Consider the following 24,185-nt stretch of genomic DNA (forward strand, 5'->3'; position numbering starts at 1 on the left):
GCCAGGTGCTTTTGCCGGCGGCGATGCTCTGCTAAGTGGCGGGCGCATCCCCAGCAAGAGCGAGCCTTCCCGTGACCCATGATCTTGACGCCCGCACGCAGTTTGCCATCGATCTGGCGCGGCGGGCCGGCGAACGCGGGCTCGAATATTTCCGCGATCTGGAAAGCCTGACCATCGAGAGCAAGGGCCATCAGGACCTGGTCTCGCAGGCCGACCGCGAGGTCGAGCTGTTCATCCGTGCGGCGATCGCCAAGGACTATCCGCAGGACGGCATCGTCGGCGAGGAACACGCTTCGGTCGCCGGCTCGAGCGGCTATGCCTGGGTCATCGATCCAATCGACGGCACCGCCAATTTCGTGCGCGGCATTCCGGCCTGGTGCGTGGTGATCGCTTGCGCAAGGGACGGGGAGACGATCGTCGGCGTCATCCACGAACCGTCGACCGGCGAGACGTTCCATGGCAGGCGCGGCGGCGGCGCCTTCATCAACGGCAGGCCTATCAAGGCAAGTGCCGCGACCAGCCTGGAAGAAGGCTCGGTGGGGACCGGATTCTCGAACCGGGCCGAGGCCGAGAACATCGCGGTGCTGATCAAGAAGATCCTCGCCGAAGGCGGTGTCTTCTTCCGCAACGCGTCCGGCGCCCTGATGCTGGCCTATGTGGCCTCGGGCCGGCTGCTTGGCTATGTCGAGGAACACATGAACGCCTGGGACTGCCTGGCCGGCATGCTGCTGATCGAGGAGGCCGGCGGCACCGTCCTGAAGGCGGATCCCAAGACGGTGCTGCAGAGCGGCACACAGGTCATCACCGGCGGAAAGGGCGTCTTTTCGAAGCTGCAGGAACTGTGCAGGGAAGCGTTCCCGCTCTGATCGCCATTTGATGCGATGGATCGTCGTGGCGGCACCTACGCCAGCTTGGCCAGCAGCTTCATGAAGGTGGCGATCTCCTTGGCCGAGAGCGGCGCCAGCGTTTCCCTGGTGATCTCGCGCGCCAGCGGGATCAGGCGTTCGATGGCGTCGCGGCCTTCGGCGGTCAGATTGACCAGCAGCCGCCTTTTGTCGCCCTCATGCTTGGAGAGTTCGACCAGGCCGCGCGCCTTCAACCGGTCGATCACGCCCTTCACGGTCGCCGCATCCATGGCGATCAGCGTGCCAAGCTGGTTCTGCGAGGTCTCGCCGACATCGCGCAGCTTGGCCAGCGCCGCGAATTGCGGCGGCGTCAGGTCGCCGATATGCGCGGCGAAGATCGAGACATGGCGCTGGTGCGCCTTGCGCAGGATGAAGCCGACCTGCTCCTGCAGCAGGTAATCCTGCTCCTCGGGTTCTTCGACCTCGACCAGCTTGAGCAGATTGTCCTCGCCGCTCACCGCAGCCCGTCCCAGGCCTTGATGCCGTCGGCCGCCAGGCCGCCCATGCGGTTGTGGATGCGCGGCCCGCAGGTCATGGCGAGGCAGAACAGGATCTCGTCGGGACGCGGCCCGTCGCTGATGCCGACTTCCATGGCGTCGAAATGGCTGCGCACATAGGCGGCGTTGATGTGGCCGAGCGGCACGTCGAGCTTCGAGCCGAAGGCGCCGACCTTCTTGGCCGACGGCACGATCGCCTTGGCGTCGCCAAGCCGCTCGCGCATGGCGTAGCCGCCCGGCACGTGCCAGAGCGCGCCGTGCTCCAGCTCGCCCGCCGTGCCGACAATGGCACCCTTGCCGTAGCCGTCGATCTGTTTGACGTCGCCGCCCAATGCGGCGATCAGCCTGTCGGAAAGCAGCAGGCCGAGAGGCTTCAGATCGTCCATGGCGCTCTGCAGATCCTCGACATAGCGCCCTGCGAACGGGTTCCTGACCACAGCCATGGCCGCGGCACGCCGGCGCGGCACGTCCGCGACCGGACCGCCCTCATGAAATATCTCTTCGCTCAGCACCGCGATCTTGCGGATCGGAAACTCAGACATGGGCAACTTCCTCCCTCGGATTTTTGTTGGGTGCGGCAAGCGCCACGGAACCACTGATGCGGGCCTCACCGCCAAGAAACAGCGCCGATCCGGCAATCAGGCCGCGCCGGCGAAAATCTTCGGCGACGGCAAGGCCATTGTCCAGCGCCCGCGCCACCTCGCCAGGCGCAAGCGTGCCGACGCCTTGCGTCACCAGCCGCGCGCCGAGGTCGCTGTCGGGCGACAGTTCACATGCGGGAATGCGCTGGATGGCGGGATTGCCGGGCAGGTCCACCGCATTGGCAATGAGCGTCGCCGCCGCATCGGCCTCGGCACCGGTCCGCGCCAGCACGGTGACGGCGTCGGCAATGCCAAGCGAGAAGGAACGGCCGCGCCAGCCGCTGGTGGCGACACCGCGAACGCCATCCTCCGCGCGGATCGTGATCCGGTCGGCCATGCCGTTGCCGGTGCCGGCGACCGCCAGGCCGATCGATCGGCCCGTGCCGAGGTGGAGGGCGCTGTCGCCGCCATTGTTGACATAGGCGCGCTCGAGCCTGCGGCCGGCAAGCAATGCGGCGAGCATTTCGTCGGCTACCGATCCTGCGACGGCGGCCATCGGCGTTATGAAACATTCCGCGAGCGGCATGACGGCCGCTTCCATGCGGCGCGCCGTCGGACCGTTGAAGGCCCGCGGCGCCAGGAAAAATGCCGGGAGCCGCAATTCGGGAAGCTCCCTGACCAGCTCGATCAGGATCGTCTGGAAGCGCGCGACCGCTTGCTCATACGCCAGGCGGCATTCCTGCGCTTCGCCAAAGGCCTCGACGATCAGATCGATCGGCCCATGGTTGAGATGCAGCCGCTTGCTGTCCTGCAGCCAATGTGCCTGCGGGCCGTCCATCGTCAGGCTCCGTTCGATGCGGCGCGCCGCAGCTGCGCCAGCGGCGGCCATGGATTGTCGGACGGCGCACCCGTGCCGTGGCGCGGGTTGAGGTATTCGCCGCCCTTGGCGACGATATCCTCGACACTGCGGATCTCGGCCTCGTAGCCGCCAAGCCTGACATAGTCGTCACGGCGCAAGGTGAACTCGATCGGCGCCACCAGCGCCGGCGTCGGCACATAGCCGAAGGCACCTTCCGGCACCCGGGTGACATCGACCATCAGCGTGATGCCGCCGCCCGGCCAGACATAGACCGGCGCGCCGCCGACCGTCACGTAAGTATTCAGGCCTTGCACCGAGCGGGTGAGATTGACCGGGTTTTCGGTGACGCCGGCGCGCAGCGAGCCGCCGGCACCGCCGATGAACAGCACGGTGCACAGCGCCGGCTCGCAATTGTCCTCGATCAGATTGACCGACTTCTGCAACCGCTCCGGAAACGGCTTCCCGACCGGCTTCAATTCGTCGTCGAGCTCGTAGTAGGCGAACTGCTCGCCAGTGGTCGAAACCATCAACAGCGACAGGCCCGGCCGCGCGCCCTTCTTGGCGTTCCATTCGCCGAGGATCGACAGCGGGTCGGAAATCGAGGTGCCGCCCCAGCCGAGGCCGGGCTCGGAGACCTTGAAATAGCGGCCCGGCGTCGAACGGCGTCCGATGATTTTGATGCCCGTGTCCTGCCAGCCCAGCACCTTGCCGGCCTGGTGCTCGGAGACAACGCCGGTGATGTGGTCGTCGACCACCACCACCTCGTCGACCAGCCCGCGCCATTGCGTGGCGAACATGCCGATGGTGGCCGAGCCGCAGCCGACGCGCATGCGGTGTTCCTGCTTGCCGTCGATGACAGGCGGTTTGCCGGCTTCCACGATGATGGTGGCGCCGCCGTCGATGGTCAGTTCCACCGGCTTGCGGTTGCACAGATTGAGCAGCGCGTCGCAGGTTGCCCGGCCTTCCGCCTTGGAGCCGCCGGTCAGATGGTGCACGCCGCCCAGCGACAGCATCTGCGAGCCATATTCGCCCGTCGTGACATGGCCGATCGCCTCGCCTTGCGAGCGCACGATTGCCGTTTCGGGTCCGATATGACGGTCGGTGTCGATCTTCACCTTGACGCCGCAATACGAAAAAATGCCTTCGGTGACGACGGTGACGAGATCGACGCCTTCGACTTGCTGGCTGACGATGAACGGCGCCGGCTTGTAGTCGGGATAGGTGGTGCCCGCGCCGATTGCCGTGACGAAGCGGCGGCCGGTGTTGACCAGTTCGCCGTCCCATGCCTCGCCTTCGGCGACGAAGGGCACGATTGTCCCGCCGGTCTCGGCAGCATGGTCGAGAATGGTCAGCGGGTCCATGCGCACGATCCGGCCGCCGGCATTGCCGTAGCGGTCGCAGGCGCCGGTGCGACCATCGGCTATGTAGCACATGACCGGGCAGGCATCGCAGCGGATCTTCTCCGCCACCAGCTTCTCGCCGGGATCATGGGTCTCAAAACGCTCGGCAAGCTCACTCATGCGCGTGCCTCCTTTTCGCGGATGCCATCCTTTTCACGGATGCCAGCGCGGATGCGCGTCGGCGTCGCCGGAACCTTGGTGACCAGCACGCCGGTGGCATGGCGGATGGCGTTGAGGATCGCGGGTGCCGTCGGGATCAGCACATGCTCGCCCAGGCCCTTGGCGCCGAACGGCCCTTCGGGATCGGGAACCTCGACCAGGATGGTTTCGATCGGCGGCACGTCGCCGATGGTCGGGATGAGATAGTCGTGCAGATTCTCGGTGCGGCCGGGAATGTACTCTTCCATCAGCGCCATGCCGATGCCTTGCGCGATGCCGCCCTCGATCTGGCCCTCGGCCAGCAGCGGGTTGATCGCCTTGCCGACATCATGCGCGGCGGTGACCTTGATCAGCTTGACCGTGCCGAGCTTGAGATCGACCTCCAGTTCGGCGATCTGCGCGCCATAGCCATAGACGGCATAGGGCTTGCCCTGGCCCTTGGCATCGAGCGGCAGTGTCGGCGGGTCGTAGGTCTCCTCGGCGCGGAAGACGAAGCCGTCGGCATCCATGTCGAGCGAGGCGAGATCGATGCGGCGCGCGGCTTCGCCTTCGCGGATGACGATCGCCGCACCGTCCAGTTGCAGGCTTGCCTTCTCGGAGACATTGGCAAAGCGCAGGATCTTTTCCCGCAGGGCCCGCCCGGCCTTCTCGGCGGCCTTGCCGGTCACGAAAGTCTGGCGCGAGGCAGAGGTCTTGCCCGCGTCGGGGCTGATTGCCGTATCGGCGCTTTTCAGCCGGAACCTTTCCAGCGGCAGGCCAAGCGCGTCGGCACAGATCTGCGCGATGACGGTGTTGGAACCCTGGCCGATGTCGACGGCGCCCTGGTGCAGGATGACGGTACCGTCAGCCGCGATGCCGACCCGGATGGTCGACGGATTGGGCAGCGAGGTGTTGCCGCAGCCATACCAGCAGGACGCCACGCCGACGCCGCGCTTTTTATCGCCATTGGCATTGTTGAAAGCATCCGCGTCGGCTTCCGCCCGCGCCCAATGTGGCCGCAAGGCCTCGAGACATTCGGCAATGCCGACGCCGGATTCCAGCTTCTGGCCGGTGACTGTTTCGGATCCGTTCCGAAGGCAGTTTCTCAGGCGGAAATCGAGGCGGTCGATGCCGAGCTTGCCGGCCAGCTCATCGTAAAGCGTCTCCTGCATGATCGTCGCCTGCGGCACGCCGAAGCCGCGGAAGGCGCCGGAGATCGGGCCATGGGTGTGGATGGCGCGGCCCTCGGCGCGGTAGTTCGGCGTCGCGTAGGGGCCGGAAGCATGCACCGGCACACGGTTGGCGACGGTCGGCCCCCAGCTGGCATAGGCGCCGGTGTTGAAATCGCCTGAAAAGATCATGCCGGTGACATGGCCGTCGGCATCGGCGCCGATGGTCGCCTTCATCTCTGCGGGGTGGCGCTTGGTGGTCGACGTCATCGATTCGTTGCGCGTGTAGGCCAAGGCGGCCGGACGCCCGGTCTTCAGCGCCACGAGGCCGATCAGCGGCTGCAGCGAAACGTCGAGTTTCGAGCCGAAGCCGCCGCCGGTCGCGGTCGGCACGATGCGCACCTTGTCGACAGCCAGGCCAAGCACCTTCGCCGTGTCGTCGCGGTCCATATAGGGCGCCTGGGTGCAGGCGACGACGACCAGCGTGTCGGCGTCCATATAGGCATGGCCGGCCTCGGGCTCGATATAGGCGTGCTCGACATAGGAGGTGTCGATCGCACCGGTCACGGTCACAGCGGCGCCGGCAAGCGCCGCCTCGGGATCGCCGCGCTCGACGAAGCCGGAGGTCAAGAGGTTCGAAGGGCGGTTCCGATGGATCAGCGCAGCACCCTCAGCCTGTGCTTCGCTGGGCTGCAGGACATGCGGCAGCTCGGTCCAGCGGATTGGGAAATCCGACAGGTCCAGATCGAAAATTGCCTCGCGCTCGCCGGCGACCAGCGCCACCGCCTCGCCGCGAAGCCGCGCAAACCCTTCGGCGAGCGCCGGCTGGTCGGCAAACGGGCCGATGACGCCGAAACAGTTCTTGCCCGGAATGTCGGCCGCCGTGAAGACACCAACGATGCCGGGGGTCTTCCTTGCCCAGCCGTCGAGGTCGCCGAAGGCGAAGCCGGCGTGATAATGCGGCGAGCGGACCACCAGCACAGCAAGCGCATCGGCCGGGAAGGAATCGCCGCCGAATTTCTCGGCCCCCGTCACCTTTGGCACACCGTCCAGCCTGACGGGCGACGCGCCGATCGCATGGCCGGACTGGGGCAGGCGGAAATCGAGGCTTGCCACTTGCGAGGAGGCGTCCATCACCGCCGCGATGATCTTCCGGTAGCCGGTGCAGCGGCACAGAATCCCGCCCAGCGCATCCTGCACCTCGATTTCGGTTGGTCTCGGCGTCGTGTCCAACAGTGCTGTCGCCGCCACCAGCAGCGCCGGCGTGCAGATGCCGCATTGTGCCGCGCCATGGGCCAGGAAAGAAGCCTGCAGCGCTGACAACAGGCCGTTGGCCAGCCCCTCGACCGTCGTCACCGATGCGCCCGCGGCCGAAGCCGCCGGCATCAGGCAGGCGCAGACGGGATCGCCGTCGACCAGCACCGTGCAGGCGCCGCAATCGCCGGCATCGCAGCCGACCTTGGTGCCGGTGAGCCGCAATTCGTCGCGCAGGACCTGGGACAGCCGGCGCAGCGGCGGCACGTTGACCGAGACGGCGGCGCCATTGACCGCGAAGGCGATGTCGGCGCGCTCGAGGCCGGGCTGGACTATGCCCAAATCCGGCCGACCTTCATCCACTTCGGGCAGAACCTGGTTCATGTCAGGCTGAGCTTGTCTCATGCCGCCGCCACCATATGATCGTTCATCGGCCCAGCGGCCGTCAGCACGGCCCGGGCAACAATCTCGCGCACCGCGTCGAGCCTGTACTCGGCGCTGCCGCGCACATCGGCGATCGGCGACAGTTCCGTTATCGGCGCGGACTGGATGGCGCCGGCGAGCCCGCCATCCCCAGGCAATCCGAGCAACGCCGCCTCGACGCCGGCAAGCCGCCTGGCGACAGCCGAGCAGGACCCGACGGCAATGGCCGCTTCGGCAACCCTGCCGTTCGCCACGACCAGGCGCGCCGCTACCATGGCGATGGAGATGACGAGGTAGCGCCGCGCGCCGAGCTTGACGAAAGCCGATGCACCGGCGGCGGCCAGCTTCGGCACGCGAATGGCGGTCACCATTTCGCCAGGCCGCAGGGCCGTGCGGCGATTGCCGAGAATGAAATCCGGCAAGGGCAGATGCCGCGTCGCTCTCGCCGAGCGCAGTTCGACCTCGGCATCGAGCGCGAGCAGGCCCGGCACGCCATCGGCGGCCGGCGAGGCGTTGCAGAGATTGCCGGCCACCGAGGCGACGTTCTGGATCTGCGGCGAACCGACCTCGCGCGCGGCCTGTTTCAGCGCCTCGAAAGCCGGCGGCAAGGGGTGACGGATGAGGTCGGTCCAGGTCGTGCGCGCGCCGATGACAAAGTGGTCATCCGTCTCGGCAATACCGCGCAAAGCAGCGAGGCCATTGATGTCGAGGACATTGTCGCGGAACGGCTTCGCGCCCTGCGCCGGATAGAAATCCGTGCCGCCGGCAAGAATGCGCCAGGCGCCCTCGCCAAGCAAAGCGAGCGCCTCGTCGACCGTGGTGGGTTTCGCGTAACGGATCACGCTTTGCCTTCCCAGAGAGTGGGCCTTCCCCGAAATGGCCCTCCCAGGGCGTTTACCCCAGGCATGATCTTGCCGGTCCGCAAACCGGAAATTCATTCGTATGCAAATGATATCAAGCCGGTGGAAATTGTCAAAGCCAGAGTTTGGGCCGCCGTGCTTGCCAGGGTGCATGCAACGAGATTGTTACGCCTTCGGAGGTTGACGCGGCCGGCCATCTGGTCAAGTTTCTGCCTCCGGTCGCGTCAGCGGCACCTTTCCACTGGAGCCTGAGCCCAACGCAGAGAAGAAGGAGGCCCAATGGCCGACCAAGCGCTTGTTGTGATCGACCTGCAGAACGACTTTTGCCCGGGCGGCGCGTTGGCCGTGACCGGCGGCGACGAGATCGTGCCGCTGGTCAATGACATGATCCGGCACGCCGACCATGTCGTGCTGACGCAGGACTGGCATCCCGCCGGGCATTCGAGCTTCGCCTCCAGCCATCCGGGCGCGCAGCCCTTCACCATGATCGAAATGCCCTACGGCCAGCAGACGCTGTGGCCGGATCATTGCATCCAGGGCAGCCTCGGCTCGGACTTCCATTCCGGCCTTGCCTGGACCAAGGCCGAACTCGTCATCCGCAAGGGGTTTCGCCCGGCAATCGACAGCTATTCGGCCTTTTTCGAGAACGACCACACGACGCCGACCGGCCTCGGAGGCTACCTCAAGGAGCGCGGTATCGACACCGTCACCCTGGTCGGGCTGGCGACGGATTTCTGCGTCGGCTTTTCGGCGCTGGATGCCGTCAGCCAGGGTTTCAAGACCACCGTCCGGCTTGACGCCTGCCGCGGCATCGATCTCAATGGCTCGCTCGATGCCATGCTGCGGCGCATGCGCGATGCCGGCGTGACGCTCGAAGACCATTTGTCGGACTGAACGGAAGGTGGGGCGGCAGGGGAAGTTATCGCGGGTCGGTGCAGGCGTGATGGCGGGCGCGGCCCTTGCCGTCGCCATGCTGTTGCCGGACGCCGCCGTCGCGGCGGAGGAACACACGCTGCCCGGCGCCTCGATGTCGCTGTGGTGGGCGCTGCCCTTTTCCGGCCTGCTGCTGTCGATCGCCACCGGTCCGCTGCTGTTCCACCATGTCTGGGAGCATCATTACGGCAAGATCGCGGCCCTGTGGGCGGCGCTGGTCGTCGTGCCGCTGGCGCTCGCCTTCGGCATCCCTTCGGCGACCGAGGCGGTGCTGCACGCGCTGCTCACCGAATACATGTCCTTCATCATTCTGCTGTTCGCGCTGTTCACCATTTCGGGTGGCATCCTGGTCGCCGGCAACATCCACGGCACGCCGCTGGTCAATGTCGGGCTGCTGCTGGTCGGCGCGCTGCTCGCCTCGGTCATCGGCACGACGGGCGCCTCGATGATCCTGATCCGGCCGATCATCCGCGCCAACGACGCCAGGCCATTCAACGCCCATGTCATCGTCTTCTTCATCTTCCTGGTCTCCAACATTGGCGGCTCGCTGACGCCGCTCGGTGATCCCCCGCTGTTCGTTGGCTTCCTGCGCGGAGTCGACTTCTTCTGGACGACCGCCAACCTTTGGCGCGAGACGCTGTTTGTCGGCGGCTTGGTGCTGGCGGTGTTCCTGGCGATCGACATCATCCTGCACCGGCGCGAGGCCGGCGAGCCGAAGATCAAGGATCCGACGCCGGATTCGAAGGTTCGCATCCGCGGCCTGCCCAACATTCCGCTGCTCGCCGGCGTCATCGGCGCCATCCTGCTGTCGGCCACATGGAAGCCTGATGTCACCTTGTCCATTCAAGGCGTGACGCTGGAACTGCAGAACCTGGTGCGCGACGCCGTCATCCTGGCGCTTGCCTTCGTGTCACTGGCGGTTTCGCGCAAGGAATACCGCAAGGCGAACGGCTTCAACTGGGGCCCGATCGCCGAAGTGGCAAAATTGTTTGCCGGCATCTTCATCTGCATCGTGCCGGTCGTCGCCATCCTGAGGGCCGGTCACGAGGGCGCGCTGGCGCCGCTGGTCGCGCTCGTCACTTCGGCGCAAGGCACGCCCAACGATCTCGCCTATTTCTGGCTGACCGGGGCGCTGTCGTCCTTCCTCGACAATGCGCCGACCTATCTGGTGTTCTTCGAACTGGCGGGCGGCGATCCACACCACCTGATGACCGAATTCGCCTCGACGCTTGCCGCGATCTCGGCGGGAGCGGTGTTCATGGGGGCCAACACCTATATCGGCAATGCGCCCAACTTCATGGTCTATGCCATTGCCAGGCATCGCGGCGTCAAGATGCCCGGCTTCTTCGGCTACATGCTGTGGTCCGGGCTGGTGCTGATCCCGACCTTCTTGATCGCCGGCTTCCTGTTCTTCGGCTGATCAACCAACGCCCACATACCGCCGCACCGCCGACGGATCCGCGCGCAATTCCTCGACATCCACCGTCTCGCGGTTACGGCCGTTCTCGATGAACGAGACGCGGTCGGCGACCGACAGCACCGCATCGACCCGCTGTTCCACCAGGATGGTCGAAACGTGCATCTCGCGCAGCTTCGATACCGTCTCGCGGATCTTGGCGATCATCGACGGCATCAGCCCTTCCGTCGGCTCGTCGAGCAACAGCACCTGCGGTTCGAGGCAGAGTGCGCGCGCCATCGCCAGCATCTGCTGCTCACCGCCCGACAAGGTGCCCGAGCGCTGCCGCAGCCGCTGGCGCAGCAGCGGGAACAGGTCGAGCACGCTCTCTCGTGTCGCCTTGCCCTTGCCGCGCGCCATCAGCCCGATCTCGATGTTTTCCGCCACCGTCATCTCGGCGAACAGCCGCCTGCCTTGCGGCACATAGGCGACTCCGGCCTTCGGCACTTCGTGCGCCGGCAGGCCGGTCAATTCCCGGCCGGCGAGTTTGATCGAGCCGGCGCTTGAAGGAAGCAGGCCCATGATCGCCTTCAGCGTCGTCGTCTTGCCGGCGCCATTGCGGCCGAACAGGCACAGCACCTCGCCCTTGTTCAGCACGAGGTCGAGGCCGTAGAGCACTTGGACTTCGCCATAGAAACAGTCCAGTCCCGCGATCCGCAACGCTTCCGTCTTGCTCCTCTCAATCATGGGGCGGTCCCCAGATAGGCTTCCTGCACCGCCGCGTTTTCGCGGATCGCCTCCGGCGTGCCTTCCGCCAGGATCTTGCCGGCGTTGAAGACGGTGATGCGGTCGGCCAACTGCATGACAACGGGCATATTGTGTTCGATCAGCAGCACCGTGGCGCTGCTGGCGATGTCGCGCACCAGCACGATGAAATTGTCGATCTCGCTGTCGGCCAGCCCCTGCGTAGGCTCGTCGAGGATCAGCAGGCGCGGCTTCAGCGCCAGGCCCATCGCCACCTCCAGCAGGCGCTGGTGGCCATATGACAATTGCCCGGCCGGCATATGGGCGCGGTCGGCCAGCCCGGTACGTTCCAGCGCCGTCATGACAGCGGCCTGTATCGCGCTCTTGGAAGGCCCGTGCCGCAGCGTCAGTTGCACGGGCAGCGCGACATTGGCGTAAACGGACAGGTTGGCATAGATGCTGGTAATCTGGAACGTGTAGGCGATGCCTTGGCGCACCCTGACATAGGCCGGTAGGCTGGTGATGTCGGTGCCATCGAAGACGATCGCTCCCGAAGACGGCTGGATGCGGCCGCTGACCATGCTGACGAAGGTGGTCTTCCCCGCCCCGTTGGGGCCGATGACGGCGCGAATTTCTCCGGGCATCAAGGTGAAGTCGACGCTGTCGACGGCGCGCAGGCCGCCGAAATTGCGGGACAGGCCCTTGGTGGCCAAAAGCGGCGTCATGGCAGCCACCCGAGCCAGCGCTGGCGGATGCTGCCGAGAATGCCTTTGGGAAAGAACAGCACCAAAAGGATGAGCGCGATGCCGACGATCAGCAGATAGGCCGAGGTGTAGCCGCTGGTTACGTCGATGACATAGTACATGAAGACCGTGCCGATCAGCGGCCCGAGCGTCGTGGCCGCACCGCCGAGCAGCACCCACAGCAGCGGCAGGATCGAATACTGCACCGACGCGAAGCTCGAGCCGACATAGCCAAACAGCACTGCGTAGGCGGCACCCGACGCCGCGCAGATCGTGCCGGAGACGACCACGGCTATGAGCTTGTTGGAGAAGGTATCGTAGCCCAGCATCTTCGTGCGCTCCTCATTCTCGCGGATGGCGACCAGCACGCGGCCATACCGGGAGCGGACGACAGCCAGCGTGACCAGAAGCACGAGCGCGAACAGCGTCAGCGCGCTCATGTAGCGTACGGTGGGGTTGGTGAGGTCCAGCGACATCGTGCCGAAATTGAGGGCACGCGCCGGCTGCGGCACGACCTGGCCCTGATCGCCGCCGGTCCATGCCGCGAAGTAGAGGATCAGGAGATAAAACACCTGGGCGAACATCATGGTGACGATCATGAAGGCGACACCCGTGGTGCGCAGCGCCAGAAGGCCGATCACCAGTGCCAGCACCGCGCCGCAGGCAATCCCGCCGAGCAAGGCCAGTGGCACGCTCCAGCCGAGCTGGATGATGGCAAGGCCGGCGCCGTAAAGCCCGGCGCCGAAGAACATGGCATGGCCGAGGCTGAGCAGGCCGACATAGCCGAACAGCATGTTGTAGCCCATGGCGAACACCGCCAGCACCATGATGCGGGCGAGCAGGCCGTGATAGTAGTCCGGCAGCACGAAGCTCAGCACGAAGAGCAGCGCGATGACGCCGAGATGCAGGGAATAGGCCTTTGCCGGCGAAGCCTCGCTCATCGCGATGCCGTCCCGAACAGGCCTTGCGGCCGGAACACCAGCACCATGGCGACCAGCAGCGTGGCGATGATCTTGGCCAAGGTCGGCGAGAAGAACATCGAGATGATGCCGTCGGAAAGGCCGATCAGCACGGCGGCGACGACGGTGCCGCGCAGCGAGCCGAGGCCGCCGATGATGACGACGATGAAGGACAAGAGCAGCGGATCCTGCCCCATCAGGTAATGCGCCTGGCTGATCGGCACGATCAGCACCGCGGCAATCGCCGCCAGCATGGCGCCGAGCGCGAAGACGCCGCCATAGACGCGGTCGACCGGAATGCCGAAGGCCTGCGCCGTCTCGCTGTCATACTGCGTGGCGCGCATGATCAGGCCGATCCTGGTCCGGGTCAGCACCAGCCATGTCGCGATCAAGAGAAGCGCGGAGGCGGCAATGATCGACAGCTTGTAGCCGGAATAGCCGAACCACGGCAAAAGGATGCGGTAGCTGAAGGGCGGCTCGACGGGCCGCGCCTCGGGACCATAGAAGCTCAGCGCCAGTTGCTGGATGATGTAGAGCATGCCGATGGTGGCGACGATGGTGGCTTCCGGATTATAGTTGAGCCGGCGCAGCACCAGTCGCTCGGCCACCAGCGCAATGGCGCCGACGATCAGCGGCGCGATCACCAGCGCCGCCAGGAAGCCGAGCGCCGGATGGCCCGACACCGCCGTCGAGATCGCCCAGGCGAGCACGGCGCCAAGCATGAAGAACTCGCCATGCGCGACATTGACCACCCGCATGACGCCGAACACCAGCGACAGCCCGAGCGCCGTCAGCGCCAGCACGGCTGATGTGACGAGGCCTTCGAGCGCGGCAAGGAGAAGGTGAGGACCGAAGTGCATCGGCTAAGAGCCCAAGGCAGATGCGAAGGGCCTCCCCCTTGAGGGGGGTGAGGAGTGATCCGCGGAGCGGACGGAAAGCCAATTGCCTGGCTTTCCGAACGACGAACGCCCGGAGCGACAGCGAAGGGTCGGGTCCGGCAGGGCAGAGGGGGGGAGGCCGAAGGGCACTGTGCTTAAAGAACCAAGCCTAAAGCGCCTGCGTCGTGTAATCCCCTTCCGCCTCGTAAAGCCCGTCCTCGATCTTGGTCTTGTGCACCACCTTCAGCTTGCCGCCTTCGACCTTGGAGATATTCTGGATGCCGAAGCACTGATGGATCTTGCCGTTGAAGGTCTTTGGCCCCTGCGGATGCTCCGGACCTTCGGCGAAGGCGGTCAGCGCCTCGGTCGCCTCGACCAGCTTGGCACGGTCTTCCGGGCCCTTGTAGCCGGCGTCTTCCATCGCCTTCTTGACGACATAGAGGGTTTCCCAGCAGCCGAACATGTGCGACGCGGTGGAGACGTCCTTTGGATCGCCTACGGCCGCACCATTGTCGTCGATGCCGACGGCGGCGCGATAGGCTTTTTGCGCGGCGCTGTCATCGGCCTGCGCATAGCGCGGCGAACCCTCCCAGAAATGGCTGCCGTCCAGAAATTCGAGCCCGGGGCTGTTGATGTCGGTGGCTTCCAGCGAATCCATGAAGCCGAACAGCTGCGGCCGGTTGGAGCCGTAGAACTCGCCGAGCTCCTTGACGAAGGTGAGCACCGCCGGGCCGACCATGACGTGGTAGATCACCTCGGTCTCGGGCGGGATCTGCGGAAAATATTTGGTGAAGGAGGATTCCGTCGGCGGGATGGCGATCTGCGCGATGACCTCGGCGCCCTGCGCCTTCAGCGCCGGCGGCAGGTAGTCGCGGTGGTCGTAGCCGAAGGCGAAATCCGGGAAGATCTGCGTCACCTTCTTGCCGGCATTGGCCGCGATCCACGGCGCCATCGACTGGATCTGGCTCTTCACGTCGGTGATGCCGGGCTGGAAGACATAACGGTTGAGCTTGGTCGAGGCGACATGGTGGCCTTCGCTGACGACGAAATAGGGCATCTTGTTTTCGCCGGCGGCGGGCGCCGAGCCGATGACGACGTGCGAGAACAGCGTGCCGAAGACGATGTCGGTCTTGTGCTGGGTGGCAAACTTGCCGACCACTTCGGCGCCGCGGCCGGGGTCGGTGCCGTCATCCTCGATGATCACCTCGACCTGGCGGCCATTGATGCCGCCGGCGGCGTTGATCGCCTTGACCGCGGCGGCGGTGGTCTTTTCGTACCAGCGCCCATAGGCGGCGCCGATGCCGGTGCGGTGCGACTGGAAGCCGATCTTGATCGGCGCCGAGCTCTGCGCCTGGGAATAGCGGACGAAACCGGGCGCCACGGCGAGGCCGGCGCCCGCGGCCAGGCCCTTCAGGGCTGTGCGGCGGGTGAGGGTCGTCTTGGAGAGGTCGAAAAATCCGTTCTTGTCAGCCATGTTCGTTCCCCTGTTTTTTCAGTCTTGACCAACGATAAGGCGGGTTCGGCATCCTCGCTCAGAGGATGCGGAAAATTGCATGTGTACAAACTAAATCACCAAAGCCCTGATGTGGCAAGCGAGCTTTCCCCAACGACATCCGGGCCGCCCTTTTTTCATCCAACCGTTGGCGTGGCAAGCAGCCAGAGGCCGAAGACCGTGTAGGCGATCATCAGCAGGGTGAGCGGAAACTGGCTGAGCGCGGCGCGGCCAGGCTGCGGATGCAGGCGCCAGGCAAAGCCGTGCGCGACGAGAACGGCGAGCACATGGCCAAGGATGATGGCGCCGGCCTGGATGTTCCACAGCCACCAGGCCGACTCCGCCCCGGCGACGATGCCGGCCTCGACCTGAAGGTCGGCGGTGCCGAACAGGTTCCAGCCCAGCGCGAACGGGTCGGACAGCGAGGCCAGTGCATACTGGCCGTCGACCAGCAGCGCCGTCAGATAGTGCGCGACGTGGTAGGCGAGCGCGATCGGCACGATCGACCACACCAGCAGTCCCGCGGCCTGGCCAAGCGGCGGACCGCCGCCGGCCAGGCGCTGGCCGAGCCAGACGGCGAGAAGGAACACCGCCGTCAGCATCGCGAATGTCAGAACGAGCCCAAGGCTGCCGCTGCCGATCACGGCAGTGCGGCCGGGGAATTCGAGCGGATTGACGCCGAACAGACCCAGCCAGAAGAAGGTTTTCGACAGGCCGTCGAAGGAGACCGAGGACAGGGCCAGCAGCAGGAAGGCGATGCCGCTGGGCGGCAGTGGCTCTGCCGCCAGCAGCTGGGCGGCCGGCCAGCACAGCGCAAGCCGGCCATTCTCGTCGCGCTCGGCCGGCGCGAAACGCGCCACCATCGAGAAGAAGATCGTCAGAAACTCGCCACTGCGGCTCCAGCCGCGATAGCCGAACGCCAGCATGGCAAGAAAGGTGAGCAGCCAGTACAGGCCGGCGGCGCAGGCGAGCCGTGCCGGGTCGTCAGGCGCCGGATCGACGAGTTCGAACCAGGCAAAGGCGAGGAACAGGATGACAGCCGGCCAGCAGCCGAGCCAGCCGGGGAGGCGCCATGGTCCCCCGTCGCCTGTGCCGAGCAGGCGCGAGACGAGGCGCCACGGCCCAACCCAAGGGTTCAGCCAAGACCAGAGATCGCCGAAAACGCCTTGCAGCAGCGTGATGCCGGCCCACAGCAGTGTCCAGATCGCCAGGGGCAACGGGTTGGAGAGCGGGTCGCGGCTGCCGAAAAGGCCGGCGGCGACGAGAATTGCAAAGCCGGCAAAGGATATCAGGCTGATGGCGGTGCGGGCGCTGTCGCCGAGGGTGAACAGCGGCAGGCGCCTGCGGCAGAAACGGTCGAGGGCGGCCGCGGGCAGCAGCGCCAGCACGAGGAAGCTGACGGCCACGGCGAATGCGCCGCCGATCAGATAGTAGCCGGTCGGCAACAGCAGGACGTGGCCGCGATCGGAGGCGTGGGCGAAGGCGGGGGTGGGAAGCGCTAGCGGAGCGACGAGGCATGGGAGCGCAACTCTCGCAAGAAAGCACTCTTCGGCGCCCCCCTCAGAGGGGGGCGTGAAGGAACTCGAACTATCCATGAGTCCGATCTCTCTTCACACCTTGACCAGTTGCTCCACCCGGTCCTTCTCGCCGAAAATCCTGAGATACCGCTGAATTTCTTTCTCGTCTCCCGTCGCCTTGGCCGGGTTGTCGGACAGCTTCACCGCCGGCCTGCCATTGGCTTCCGTTACCTTGCAGACCAGCGATATGGCGTCGAGGCTGTTGGTTTCCGTCGGCGCGCAGCCTTCGAAATCATTGGTCAAATTGGTGCCCCAGCCGAACGACATGCGCACCTTGCCCCTGAAATGGCGGTAGGTCTCCTCGATGGTTTCGACCTCGAGCCCGTCGGAGAAGATCAGCAGCTTCTGCTTCGGGTCCTTGCCCTTCTCGCGCCACCAGGACAGGATTTTCTCGCCGCCCTCGATCGGCGGCGCGCTGTCGGGGCGAAAGCCGGTCCAGTCGGCCACCCAGTCCGGCGCGTCGCGCAGGAAGGAGGCCGTGCCGAAAGCGTCGGGCAGTACGATCAAAAGGTTGCCGCCATAGTAGCGCTGCCAGTCCTGCAGCACCTTGTAGGGGGTCTGTTTCAGCTCCTTTTCCGAATTGGCAAGGGCTGCAAACACCATCGGCAGTTCGTGCGCATTGGTGCCGAGCGCTTCGAGGTCGTTGTCCATGGCCAAAAGCACGTTGGAGGTGCCGGTGAAGGCCTCGCCAATGCCTTCCTTCAGCGCCTCGACGCACCAGCGCTGCCACAGGAAGGAATGCCGCCGGCGTGTGCCGAAGTCGGAAATGCGGATGCCGGGAAGCGCCTTCAGCCGCTCGGTCTTGGCCCACATCTTGGCCTTGGCGCGGGCATAGAGCACATCGAGCGCAAACGGGCCGAAGGCCCGCATGGCCGCGCGGGAACGGAGCTCGTTGATGATCGCCAGCGCCGGGATTTCCCACAGCGTGGTGTACATCCACGGGCCGCCGAAGGAGAGCTCGTACTGGCCGTCGCGTTTGGACAGCTCGTAGTCCGGCAGCCTGAAGCCTTCCAGCCAGGCCAGGAACTCCGGTTCGAAGATCTGCTTGCGGCCATAGAAATTGTTGCCGCCGAGCCAGATCATCTCTTTCTTGGAGAAGCGCAAGGTGCGGGCATGGTCGAGCTGTTCGCGCAATTCGCCTTCATCGATCTCGTCGGCCAGCCGCACCGAAGTGGTGCGGTTGATCAGCGAGAAGGTGGTGTCGACCTTGGGGTACATGCCCCAGATCATCTGCAGCATCAAAAGCTTGTAGAAATCCGTGTCGAGCAGGCTGCGCACGATCGGGTCGAGCTTCCAGGTGTGGTTATAGACACGCCGCGCAATATCGGTCTTTGCCATGCTTGCTGCCGCCTTCGCTGCCTGCCATCCACAATCGCGACAGGCCTCATAGCATCGAATTGGCCAGAGCGCTGCCCGCTTTCAGGCTGGCCCGACAAAAAGAACAGCCTGCGCATGGCCTTGAGCAGTCGCTCTCAGCCGGCCGTCTTCGCGCCGATGACCTTGAGTTGCGGACGCTTGCGGCGGCTGATGATACGGCCGGCGACCGGAGCGTCGGCACGGCCGTCATCTTCGGCCTTCTCGGCGAACAGCCAGTCGATGAACACCTGCACGATCGGCGTCGTGCGCATTTCGTTGCGGCAGACAACGTAGAAATCGTCGACCGCCGGCACCGAAAGGCTGAACGGCGCGACCAGCATGCCCCTGGCCAGCAGCGCGCTTGCCGTCACCGAATCGCCGAGCGCCACGCCATGGCCGTGCACCGCCGCCTCGGTCGCCATGCGCGCATCGCCCAGATGATGGCGGCGGCCGCGCTCCAGGTCCAGCGCATCGGCGGCCGCCAGCCAGGTGTGCCATTCGCGGCCGTCATCGCCATGCAGGAAGACATGGTCGGCCAGGTCCCTGACGCTGCGGATCGGCCGGTTGTTGATCAAGGTCGGGCTGACCACGGGAAACAGTTCCAGCCCCGACCATTTGCGCATCCAGCAATCGGCCCAGCTGCCATCGCCATAGTGCACGCAGACATCGATGTGCGGCGCGCGGATATCCCTGGGGTCGTTGGACGGGATCAGCGTCAGCTGTATGTCGGGATATTGCGCGGTGAAGCTGCCGAGCCTCGGCGTCATCCACAAAAGCAGCAATGCCGGCACGCAGGACACCGACAGCGCGCCGCTGCTGGCCGGCCGCGTCAGCCGCTGCGTGGCGGCGGCGATGCCGTCGAAGGCTGTCGATACCGCCGGCAACAGCTCCGCGCCATGCGGCGTCAGCCTGACGCGCTGGCCGACGCGCTCGAACAGCTTGACGCCGAGCGACTGCTCCAGTGCCTTGATCTGGTGGCTGACGGCGCCATGCGTGACATTCAGCTCACTCGCCGCCTTGGTCAGCGAGCCATGGCGCGCCGTTGCCTCGAAGGCGTGCAGCGGGTTCAGGGGTGGCAGGCGCTTGACCATGGATGCTCGGTCTCTTTGTGAGATTTTCTCACAGAAAACACCCTAACAATATCAATTGCTTTTTCAATCGGGCTGCCGGACACTTCGGCACGAAATAACACCAAGACGTGAAATCTGCAGACAGCCAGCGGGACAGCGACCCCGGCCGGATGACGGTCAGTTCGTTTGAGATCGCCGACGGCCGCGCTGCATCAGCCCAGGAGGAGCGGATATGGGTTACGATCGCGGCAAGCTCGACGCGTTGCGCCGCAAATATGGCGAGAGCCATGGCGGCGAGATGTTCGACCCGAAATTCCGCAAGGTCGCCGACAAGATCTTCTCCAAGAGCGGCACAAGACTGGCACCCTATTCCGGCATCCCGACCTTCCTCGCCGCGCCCTATCGCGAAATCGCTGCAGAGAACCCGGATTTCGGCGACCTGCAGGTGGCCATCATCGGCGTGCCGATGGATCTGGGCGTCACCAACCGGCCGGGCTCGCGCTTCGGGCCGAGGGCGCTGCGCGCCATCGAGCGCATCGGCCCCTACAATCATGTGCTGGAATGCGCGCCGACGCACGAGCTTCGCGTCGCCGATATCGGCGACACGCCGTTCCGTAGCCGCTACCGGCTGGAGACCAGCCATGAGGATATCGAGCGCCGCACCAACCAGATCGTCGATGCCGGCGTGCTTCCCCTGTCTGTTGGCGGCGACCATTCGATCAGCCACCCGATCCTGAAGGCCGTCGGCAAGAAGGCCCCGGTCGGCCTCATCCACATCGACGCCCATTGCGACACCAGCGGCCTGTTCGACATGACCAAGTTCCACCATGGCGGGCCGTTCCGCAACGCGGTGCTCGACGGCGTGCTGGACCCGACGCGCACCATCCAGATCGGCATTCGCGGCTCGGCCGAATATCTGTGGGAGTTCACCTATGAGTCCGGGATGACCGTGGTGCACACCGAGGAGGTGACCGGTCTAGGCATCCCAGCCATCATCGAGAAGGCGCGCAAGATCGTCGGCGACGGGCCGACCTATGTCTCCTTCGACATCGACAGCGTCGATCCGGCTTTCGCGCCCGGCACCGGTACGCCGGAAGTCGGCGGGCTGACGACACGCGAAGTGCTCGAGCTGCTGCGCGGTCTCAAGGGTCTCAACATCGTCGGCGGCGACGTCGTCGAGGTGGCGCCGCAATATGACGCCACCACCAACACCGCGCATGCCGGCGCCCAGGTGCTGTTCGAGATCCTGAGCCTGATGGTGTTCAGCCCGGCCATCACGGGCAAGGTCACCTGACACCTGAAACGAAAGGCGGCCGCCGCGCTGGAGCCGGCAGCCGCCTCAAACAATCAAAGCTTCCAGAAGGGGAATAAAAATGACAATCCACTCGACACTGAAATCATCCATTGCCGCCGTCCTGGTGCTCGGGGCCGGCCTCGGTCTCGCCACCCAGGCCGCCAATGCCGATGCTCTCGCTGACATCACCAAGGCCGGCACCATCAATGTCGGCGTCTTCGCCGACTTCCCGCCCTTCTCCTCGGCCAGCGCCGATATGAGCCTCAAGGGCTACGACATGGATGTCGCGCAATACATCGCAGACACGCTCAAGGTGAAGCTCAACCCGGTCGCCGTCACCGGCCAGAACCGCATCCCCTATCTCAACGACCATCGCGTCGACATACTGATGAGCGTCGGCTACTCGAAGGAGCGCGAGCAGGTCATCGACTTCGCCGCCGCCTACGCGCCCTATTACATCGCGGTGATCGGCCCGGCGGCGATGTCGGTCAAAGGCAAGGAAGACCTTGCCGACAAGTCGATCGCCGTCAATCGCGGCACGCTTGAGGACACCTCGCTGACCGAGGCCGCGCCGGCCTCGGCCGACATCAAGCGCTTCGACAACTACAATTCGGTCATCCAGGCCTTCATCTCCGGGCAGACCCAGCTGATGGTCGTCGGCAACGATGTCGGCGCCCAGGTGCTGGCCAAGCAGGATGCGCTGAAGCCGGAGCAGAAGTTCCAGCTGCTGACCTCGCCCTCGCATATCGGCCTCAACAAGAACGAGGACGGCTTGAAGAAGGCGGTCAACGACGCCATCGCCAAGATGCTGGCCGACGGCAAGCTGGACGAAAGCTCGAAAGCCTGGCTGAAGACGCCGCTCAATCCCGACAACCTCAAGGATTGAGCCCCCGTGGCCTTTGCCTGGCTCCCGGGTGCTTTAGGCGACATCGCGCACGGCGCGGCCACGACGATCCTGCTGATCGCCGTGACCACACTGGCGGGGACGCTGCTCAGCATCCTGGGCGCCGCCGGACGGCGAAACGGCCCCGCGCTGCTGCGTCACGCCATCGCCTGGTATGTCGAAGTGATGCGCAACACGCCGTTCCTGGTGCAGCTGTTCTTCATCTTCTTCGGCCTGCCCAGCCTCGGCATCAGGCTCGACCCGATCCTGGCCGCCATGCTGGCGATGACGCTCAACATGGCGGCCTATACGATCGAGATCGTCGGCGCCGGGCTCGATGCCGTGCCGGGCGGGCAGACGGAAGCCGCCCTGGCTTTGGGGCTCAGGCCTCGGCAGGTGTTCATCAAGATCGTGCTGCCGCAGGCGCTCAAGATCATTTATCCGGCGCTCACCAGCCAGATCGTCATCATGATGCTGGAATCGGCCGTTGTGTCGCAGATCGCGGTGCGCGAGCTGACCTATGAGGCCGACATGCTGCAGGCGCGCACCTTCCGGTCCTTCGAGACCTATTTCGTCGTGACGCTGGTCTACCTCGCAATGTCGATGGCCTTGCGCCGGCTTCTGGTCACCGGCGGCCGCCGCGCGCTCGGAGCGGGCGTATCATGATCGAGTTCACTTTCTGGGACATCGTGCGCAACCTTCTGTTGGCCACACGCTGGACGGTGCTGCTGTCGCTGGCCGCTTTTGTCGGCGGCGCGCTGGTCGGCATGGCGGTGCTGTTCTTCCGGATCTCCAAGCATAAATGGAGGCGGCGCCTTGCCTCGGGCTACATCGCCCTGTTCCAGGGCACGCCGCTGTTGATGCAGCTGTTCCTGATGTTCTTCGGTCTGCCGATGCTCGGCCTGCGCATCGAGCCCTGGACCGCGGCGGTGCTCGGCCTGACCTTCTTCGCCAGCGCCTATCTCGCCGAGATCTGGCGCTCCGGCGTCGATGCCTTGCCGCGCGGCCAGTGGGACGCCGGCGCCAGCCTCGGCCTGCACTATCTGCAGGAGCTCAGGCTGATCATCCTGCCGCAGGCATTCTCGATCACCCGCGCGCCGACGGTCGGCTTCCTGGTGCAGCTGATCAAGTCGACCGCGCTGACCTCGATCATCGGCTTCGAGGAACTGGTGCGGACCTCCAACGCCATCAACAACGCCACCTTCGAGCCGTTCAAGGTCTATGGGCTGGTGGCGCTGATCTTCTTCCTCATGTGCTTCCCGCTGACGCAATATGCCCGTTCGCTCGAAAAGCGCGCGGCGGTCCGCTAGATCCAGGCGGACTAACCGAGATGGAGTGGACAACGGGCTTGTCCGCTTCTCGCGATCAGCAGGGACAAGCCGCAATCCCCATGCGCTATTTCAGAGGCAGGAAGAGTTCGACGACCACTTCGTGCAGCGGGCCCTCCGCGAGGCGGGACAGCCAGCGCTGGCAATAGACCGGAAAGTCCCGCACTTCCTCGCCGCTGGCCGGAAGCCATTCACGATAAAGGTAGAGTGCTGCGGGTTCGAGATTGTTGGTGTTGCCGGGGTAGCGCAGCACCGCGCAGCGTCTGCCGGGGATCACGCCGGCCTTCATCTGCCCGTCTTTCTCATCGATCGGCCGATCGGTCCCGACACAAATGTCCATGCTGTAGTCGGCCGCGATCGCGGGCTCCCTTTCGGAACGGAAGACGTTGAAGGTCGGGCTTGTCTCGGGCGACAAGCCCGCTGCCTTGCGCCAGGCGATGAACCGCTGGATGGTGTCCTGGAGTGTCGCCCGGTCGCCGCGATGCTCCATGATCGCCACCGGTGTGGGCGGCACATCGCGGATCGTTACGTCGTCGTGGTCAAAGATGATCTGCATGAGCGTGTTCCTTGCTTTGTCGAAAGGCCCGAAGGCCATGAGCCACGCCCCCCAGTCGGGAGATTTCCGAAACGACGAAGGCGACTGTCCGAACCGTTGCCTAAAGGCGCGGGCGAAGGCATCCGGTGCGTCGTAACCGGCATCCATCGCTATATCGGTGACGCTTTGGGCATCGCTCGCCGCAAGCCTGTGCGAAGCGCGCTTCATGCGGGCGAGTTGGACGTAGCGATGCACGGACAGCCCGAAGGTGGCCATGAATTGCCGGTGGAAATGGAATTTCGAGAACGCCGCGACGCCGCTCAACGCTTCCAGGCCCAGATCGCCGTCCAGATGCTGGTCTATGTGGTCCAGCACTCGCTGCATCCGGGCATGATAGTTTTCAACGGACGCCTTCACCGTCTCTCCCTCCGTGGCAGCACCAGATAGGCGCTACCAGATGTGTCACGCTCGACCGATCTTGCGCTTTGGCCTGGTCGGTTTCCCTGTCTTCACCACGCAACCCTGATTTGCGGTAGGCCGTGCCGCGCTTCAAGGTGAGCGCAACGGCTTCGGGAGGGAGGGGCTCTGGCGATGCAGGCGAAATATCGTGTCGCTCCCGCGGGCCTCTTTGCCTTTTGGATGACACAGCCGGCCGCGGCAACCTCCCAGGAACCCGATCGCGTCAGCATAGCGGCCGACGGCAAGAACGTGCCGGCGACGCTGGACGCAATGCTGTTCAAGCCGCAAGGGCAAGGGCCGTTTCCGGCGGTCGTGGCCATGCATGGCTGCAGCGGCCTGTGGAGCAGCAAGAACGGCACGGAGTTCAGCCCGCGCCATGCCGATTGGGGCCGGCGCCTGGCCGCTCTCGGCAGGCTACGGCGAAGTCGCCGAGCCTGACCGCTGCGCCCTTT

The 24,185-nt window shown here is 65.2% G+C and carries 23 protein-coding genes; 8 read left to right on the forward strand and 15 right to left on the reverse strand.

Features of this window, described 5'->3' with window-relative positions:
- The first annotated feature begins 71 nt into the window (after positions 1-71).
- On the forward strand, positions 72-866 hold the full coding sequence (locus FJV80_RS14560) for an inositol monophosphatase family protein (RefSeq protein WP_142876744.1): 795 nt from the start codon (positions 72-74) through the stop codon (positions 864-866).
- A 35-nt stretch (positions 867-901) separates the two neighbouring features.
- Here FJV80_RS14560 and FJV80_RS14565 read toward each other — a convergent pair whose 3' ends face one another.
- Genes FJV80_RS14565 through FJV80_RS14590 form a run of 6 tightly spaced genes read right to left on the reverse strand, consistent with a single transcriptional unit; the run spans position 902 to position 8,068 of the window.
- A complete protein-coding gene (locus tag FJV80_RS14565; RefSeq protein ID WP_095788478.1) occupies positions 902-1,363 on the reverse strand; it encodes a MarR family transcriptional regulator in 462 nt (153 codons plus the stop codon).
- Positions 1,360-1,944, reverse strand: a complete 585-nt coding sequence (locus tag FJV80_RS14570; RefSeq protein WP_142876745.1) for an amino acid synthesis family protein — start codon at positions 1,942-1,944, stop codon at positions 1,360-1,362. Before FJV80_RS14570 ends, FJV80_RS14565 begins: the two co-directional genes overlap by 4 nt.
- Positions 1,937-2,821, reverse strand: coding sequence for a UPF0280 family protein (locus tag FJV80_RS14575; RefSeq protein WP_142876776.1), 885 nt, complete (start codon positions 2,819-2,821; stop codon positions 1,937-1,939). The genes FJV80_RS14570 and FJV80_RS14575 overlap by 8 nt, the downstream gene beginning before the upstream one ends.
- 2 nt (positions 2,822-2,823) lie before the next feature.
- A complete protein-coding gene (locus FJV80_RS14580; protein ID WP_142876746.1) occupies positions 2,824-4,362 on the reverse strand; it encodes a 6-hydroxynicotinate reductase in 1,539 nt (512 codons plus the stop codon).
- Positions 4,359-7,187 (reverse strand): molybdopterin-dependent oxidoreductase, encoded by a 2,829-nt coding sequence (locus FJV80_RS14585; protein ID WP_142876777.1) that lies wholly within the window; start codon positions 7,185-7,187, stop codon positions 4,359-4,361. Before FJV80_RS14585 ends, FJV80_RS14580 begins: the two co-directional genes overlap by 4 nt.
- Positions 7,188-7,204: 17 nt before the next feature.
- On the reverse strand, positions 7,205-8,068 hold the full coding sequence (locus tag FJV80_RS14590) for a xanthine dehydrogenase family protein subunit M (protein ID WP_142876747.1): 864 nt from the start codon (positions 8,066-8,068) through the stop codon (positions 7,205-7,207).
- 297 nt (positions 8,069-8,365) lie between these two features.
- On the opposite strand from FJV80_RS14590, the gene pncA reads away from it, so the two are divergent.
- Complete coding sequence (gene pncA / locus FJV80_RS14595; RefSeq protein WP_095773232.1) at positions 8,366-8,980, forward strand: bifunctional nicotinamidase/pyrazinamidase; 615 nt, start codon at positions 8,366-8,368, stop codon at positions 8,978-8,980.
- Positions 8,981-9,029: 49 nt separating this feature from the next.
- Positions 9,030-10,439: a sodium:proton antiporter gene (locus FJV80_RS14600; RefSeq protein WP_095793942.1), complete on the forward strand. Its 1,410-nt coding sequence runs from the start codon at positions 9,030-9,032 to the stop codon at positions 10,437-10,439.
- On the opposite strand, the gene FJV80_RS14605 is transcribed toward FJV80_RS14600, so the two are convergent.
- The 8 genes from FJV80_RS14605 to gcvA all read right to left on the reverse strand — a co-directional run bounded on the left by FJV80_RS14605 (position 10,440) and on the right by gcvA (position 19,255).
- On the reverse strand, positions 10,440-11,162 hold the full coding sequence (locus FJV80_RS14605) for an ABC transporter ATP-binding protein (protein ID WP_095773230.1): 723 nt from the start codon (positions 11,160-11,162) through the stop codon (positions 10,440-10,442).
- The gene (locus tag FJV80_RS14610) at positions 11,159-11,884 is read right to left on the reverse strand and encodes an ABC transporter ATP-binding protein (protein ID WP_095773229.1); all 726 of its coding nucleotides are present in this window, start codon (positions 11,882-11,884) and stop codon (positions 11,159-11,161) included. Before FJV80_RS14610 ends, FJV80_RS14605 begins: the two co-directional genes overlap by 4 nt.
- The gene (locus tag FJV80_RS14615; protein WP_142876748.1) at positions 11,881-12,843 is read right to left on the reverse strand and encodes a branched-chain amino acid ABC transporter permease; all 963 of its coding nucleotides are present in this window, start codon (positions 12,841-12,843) and stop codon (positions 11,881-11,883) included. Before FJV80_RS14615 ends, FJV80_RS14610 begins: the two co-directional genes overlap by 4 nt.
- Positions 12,840-13,721: a branched-chain amino acid ABC transporter permease gene (locus tag FJV80_RS14620; RefSeq protein ID WP_095773227.1), complete on the reverse strand. Its 882-nt coding sequence runs from the start codon at positions 13,719-13,721 to the stop codon at positions 12,840-12,842. Before FJV80_RS14620 ends, FJV80_RS14615 begins: the two co-directional genes overlap by 4 nt.
- Before the next feature lie 187 nt (positions 13,722-13,908).
- Entirely contained in the window at positions 13,909-15,213 is a 1,305-nt protein-coding gene (locus FJV80_RS14625) for an ABC transporter substrate-binding protein (RefSeq protein ID WP_142876749.1), read from the reverse strand.
- Between the two features lie 155 nt (positions 15,214-15,368).
- Positions 15,369-16,826, reverse strand: coding sequence for a hypothetical protein (locus FJV80_RS14630; protein WP_142876750.1), 1,458 nt, complete (start codon positions 16,824-16,826; stop codon positions 15,369-15,371).
- 15 nt (positions 16,827-16,841) lie between these two features.
- Positions 16,842-18,146: a nicotinate phosphoribosyltransferase gene (gene pncB / locus FJV80_RS14635; protein ID WP_095773224.1), complete on the reverse strand. Its 1,305-nt coding sequence runs from the start codon at positions 18,144-18,146 to the stop codon at positions 16,842-16,844.
- A 134-nt stretch (positions 18,147-18,280) separates the two neighbouring features.
- Positions 18,281-19,255 carry a transcriptional regulator GcvA gene (gene gcvA, locus FJV80_RS14640; RefSeq protein WP_142876751.1) on the reverse strand — a complete coding sequence of 325 codons (975 nt, stop codon included), beginning with the start codon at positions 19,253-19,255 and terminating at the stop codon, positions 18,281-18,283.
- Between the two features lie 211 nt (positions 19,256-19,466).
- On the opposite strand from gcvA, the gene speB reads away from it, so the two are divergent.
- The 4 genes from speB to FJV80_RS14660 all read left to right on the forward strand — a co-directional run bounded on the left by speB (position 19,467) and on the right by FJV80_RS14660 (position 22,721).
- Positions 19,467-20,528, forward strand: coding sequence for an agmatinase (gene speB, locus FJV80_RS14645; RefSeq protein WP_142876752.1), 1,062 nt, complete (start codon positions 19,467-19,469; stop codon positions 20,526-20,528).
- A gap of 79 nt (positions 20,529-20,607) precedes the next feature.
- Positions 20,608-21,414, forward strand: coding sequence for a transporter substrate-binding domain-containing protein (locus FJV80_RS14650; protein WP_095793950.1), 807 nt, complete (start codon positions 20,608-20,610; stop codon positions 21,412-21,414).
- Between the two features lie 6 nt (positions 21,415-21,420).
- Positions 21,421-22,077 carry an amino acid ABC transporter permease gene (locus tag FJV80_RS14655; protein ID WP_095773220.1) on the forward strand — a complete coding sequence of 219 codons (657 nt, stop codon included), beginning with the start codon at positions 21,421-21,423 and terminating at the stop codon, positions 22,075-22,077.
- Positions 22,074-22,721, forward strand: coding sequence for an amino acid ABC transporter permease (locus FJV80_RS14660; protein WP_095773219.1), 648 nt, complete (start codon positions 22,074-22,076; stop codon positions 22,719-22,721). The genes FJV80_RS14655 and FJV80_RS14660 overlap by 4 nt, the downstream gene beginning before the upstream one ends.
- Positions 22,722-22,806: 85 nt before the next feature.
- Here FJV80_RS14660 and FJV80_RS14665 read toward each other — a convergent pair whose 3' ends face one another.
- Entirely contained in the window at positions 22,807-23,691 is an 885-nt protein-coding gene (locus FJV80_RS14665; protein WP_142876753.1) for an AraC family transcriptional regulator, read from the reverse strand.
- Positions 23,692-23,913: 222 nt separating this feature from the next.
- Here FJV80_RS14665 and FJV80_RS14670 point away from each other — a divergent pair, with 222 nt between their 5' ends.
- Positions 23,914-24,171: a hypothetical protein gene (locus FJV80_RS14670; RefSeq protein ID WP_246688969.1), complete on the forward strand. Its 258-nt coding sequence runs from the start codon at positions 23,914-23,916 to the stop codon at positions 24,169-24,171.
- The last annotated feature ends 14 nt before the right edge of the window (positions 24,172-24,185 follow it).

Source organism: Mesorhizobium sp. WSM4310, from assembly GCF_007003935.1.
GTDB lineage: Bacteria > Pseudomonadota > Alphaproteobacteria > Rhizobiales > Rhizobiaceae > Mesorhizobium.

Bases quoted from the DNA above. Each gene is read 5' to 3' on its own strand.
- FJV80_RS14615 (WP_142876748.1), bottom strand. From the start codon at position 12,843: ATGAGCGAGGCTTCGCCGGCAAAGGCCTATTCCCTGCATCTCGGCGTC.
- FJV80_RS14600 (WP_095793942.1), top strand. From the start codon at position 9,030: ATGGCGGGCGCGGCCCTTGCCGTCGCCATGCTGTTGCCGGACGCCGCC.
- pncA (WP_095773232.1), top strand. From the start codon at position 8,366: ATGGCCGACCAAGCGCTTGTTGTGATCGACCTGCAGAACGACTTTTGC.
- FJV80_RS14610 (WP_095773229.1), bottom strand. From the start codon at position 11,884: ATGACGCCGCTTTTGGCCACCAAGGGCCTGTCCCGCAATTTCGGCGGC.
- pncB (WP_095773224.1), bottom strand. From the start codon at position 18,146: ATGGCAAAGACCGATATTGCGCGGCGTGTCTATAACCACACCTGGAAG.
- FJV80_RS14650 (WP_095793950.1), top strand. From the start codon at position 20,608: ATGACAATCCACTCGACACTGAAATCATCCATTGCCGCCGTCCTGGTG.
- FJV80_RS14660 (WP_095773219.1), top strand. From the start codon at position 22,074: ATGATCGAGTTCACTTTCTGGGACATCGTGCGCAACCTTCTGTTGGCC.
- FJV80_RS14580 (WP_142876746.1), bottom strand. From the start codon at position 4,362: ATGAGTGAGCTTGCCGAGCGTTTTGAGACCCATGATCCCGGCGAGAAG.
- speB (WP_142876752.1), top strand. From the start codon at position 19,467: ATGGGTTACGATCGCGGCAAGCTCGACGCGTTGCGCCGCAAATATGGC.
- FJV80_RS14570 (WP_142876745.1), bottom strand. From the start codon at position 1,944: ATGTCTGAGTTTCCGATCCGCAAGATCGCGGTGCTGAGCGAAGAGATA.
- FJV80_RS14630 (WP_142876750.1), bottom strand. From the start codon at position 16,826: ATGGATAGTTCGAGTTCCTTCACGCCCCCCTCTGAGGGGGGCGCCGAA.
- FJV80_RS14625 (WP_142876749.1), bottom strand. From the start codon at position 15,213: ATGGCTGACAAGAACGGATTTTTCGACCTCTCCAAGACGACCCTCACC.
- FJV80_RS14670 (WP_246688969.1), top strand. From the start codon at position 23,914: ATGACACAGCCGGCCGCGGCAACCTCCCAGGAACCCGATCGCGTCAGC.
- gcvA (WP_142876751.1), bottom strand. From the start codon at position 19,255: ATGGTCAAGCGCCTGCCACCCCTGAACCCGCTGCACGCCTTCGAGGCA.
- FJV80_RS14585 (WP_142876777.1), bottom strand. From the start codon at position 7,187: ATGAACCAGGTTCTGCCCGAAGTGGATGAAGGTCGGCCGGATTTGGGC.
- FJV80_RS14620 (WP_095773227.1), bottom strand. From the start codon at position 13,721: ATGCACTTCGGTCCTCACCTTCTCCTTGCCGCGCTCGAAGGCCTCGTC.
- FJV80_RS14605 (WP_095773230.1), bottom strand. From the start codon at position 11,162: ATGATTGAGAGGAGCAAGACGGAAGCGTTGCGGATCGCGGGACTGGAC.
- FJV80_RS14575 (WP_142876776.1), bottom strand. From the start codon at position 2,821: ATGGACGGCCCGCAGGCACATTGGCTGCAGGACAGCAAGCGGCTGCAT.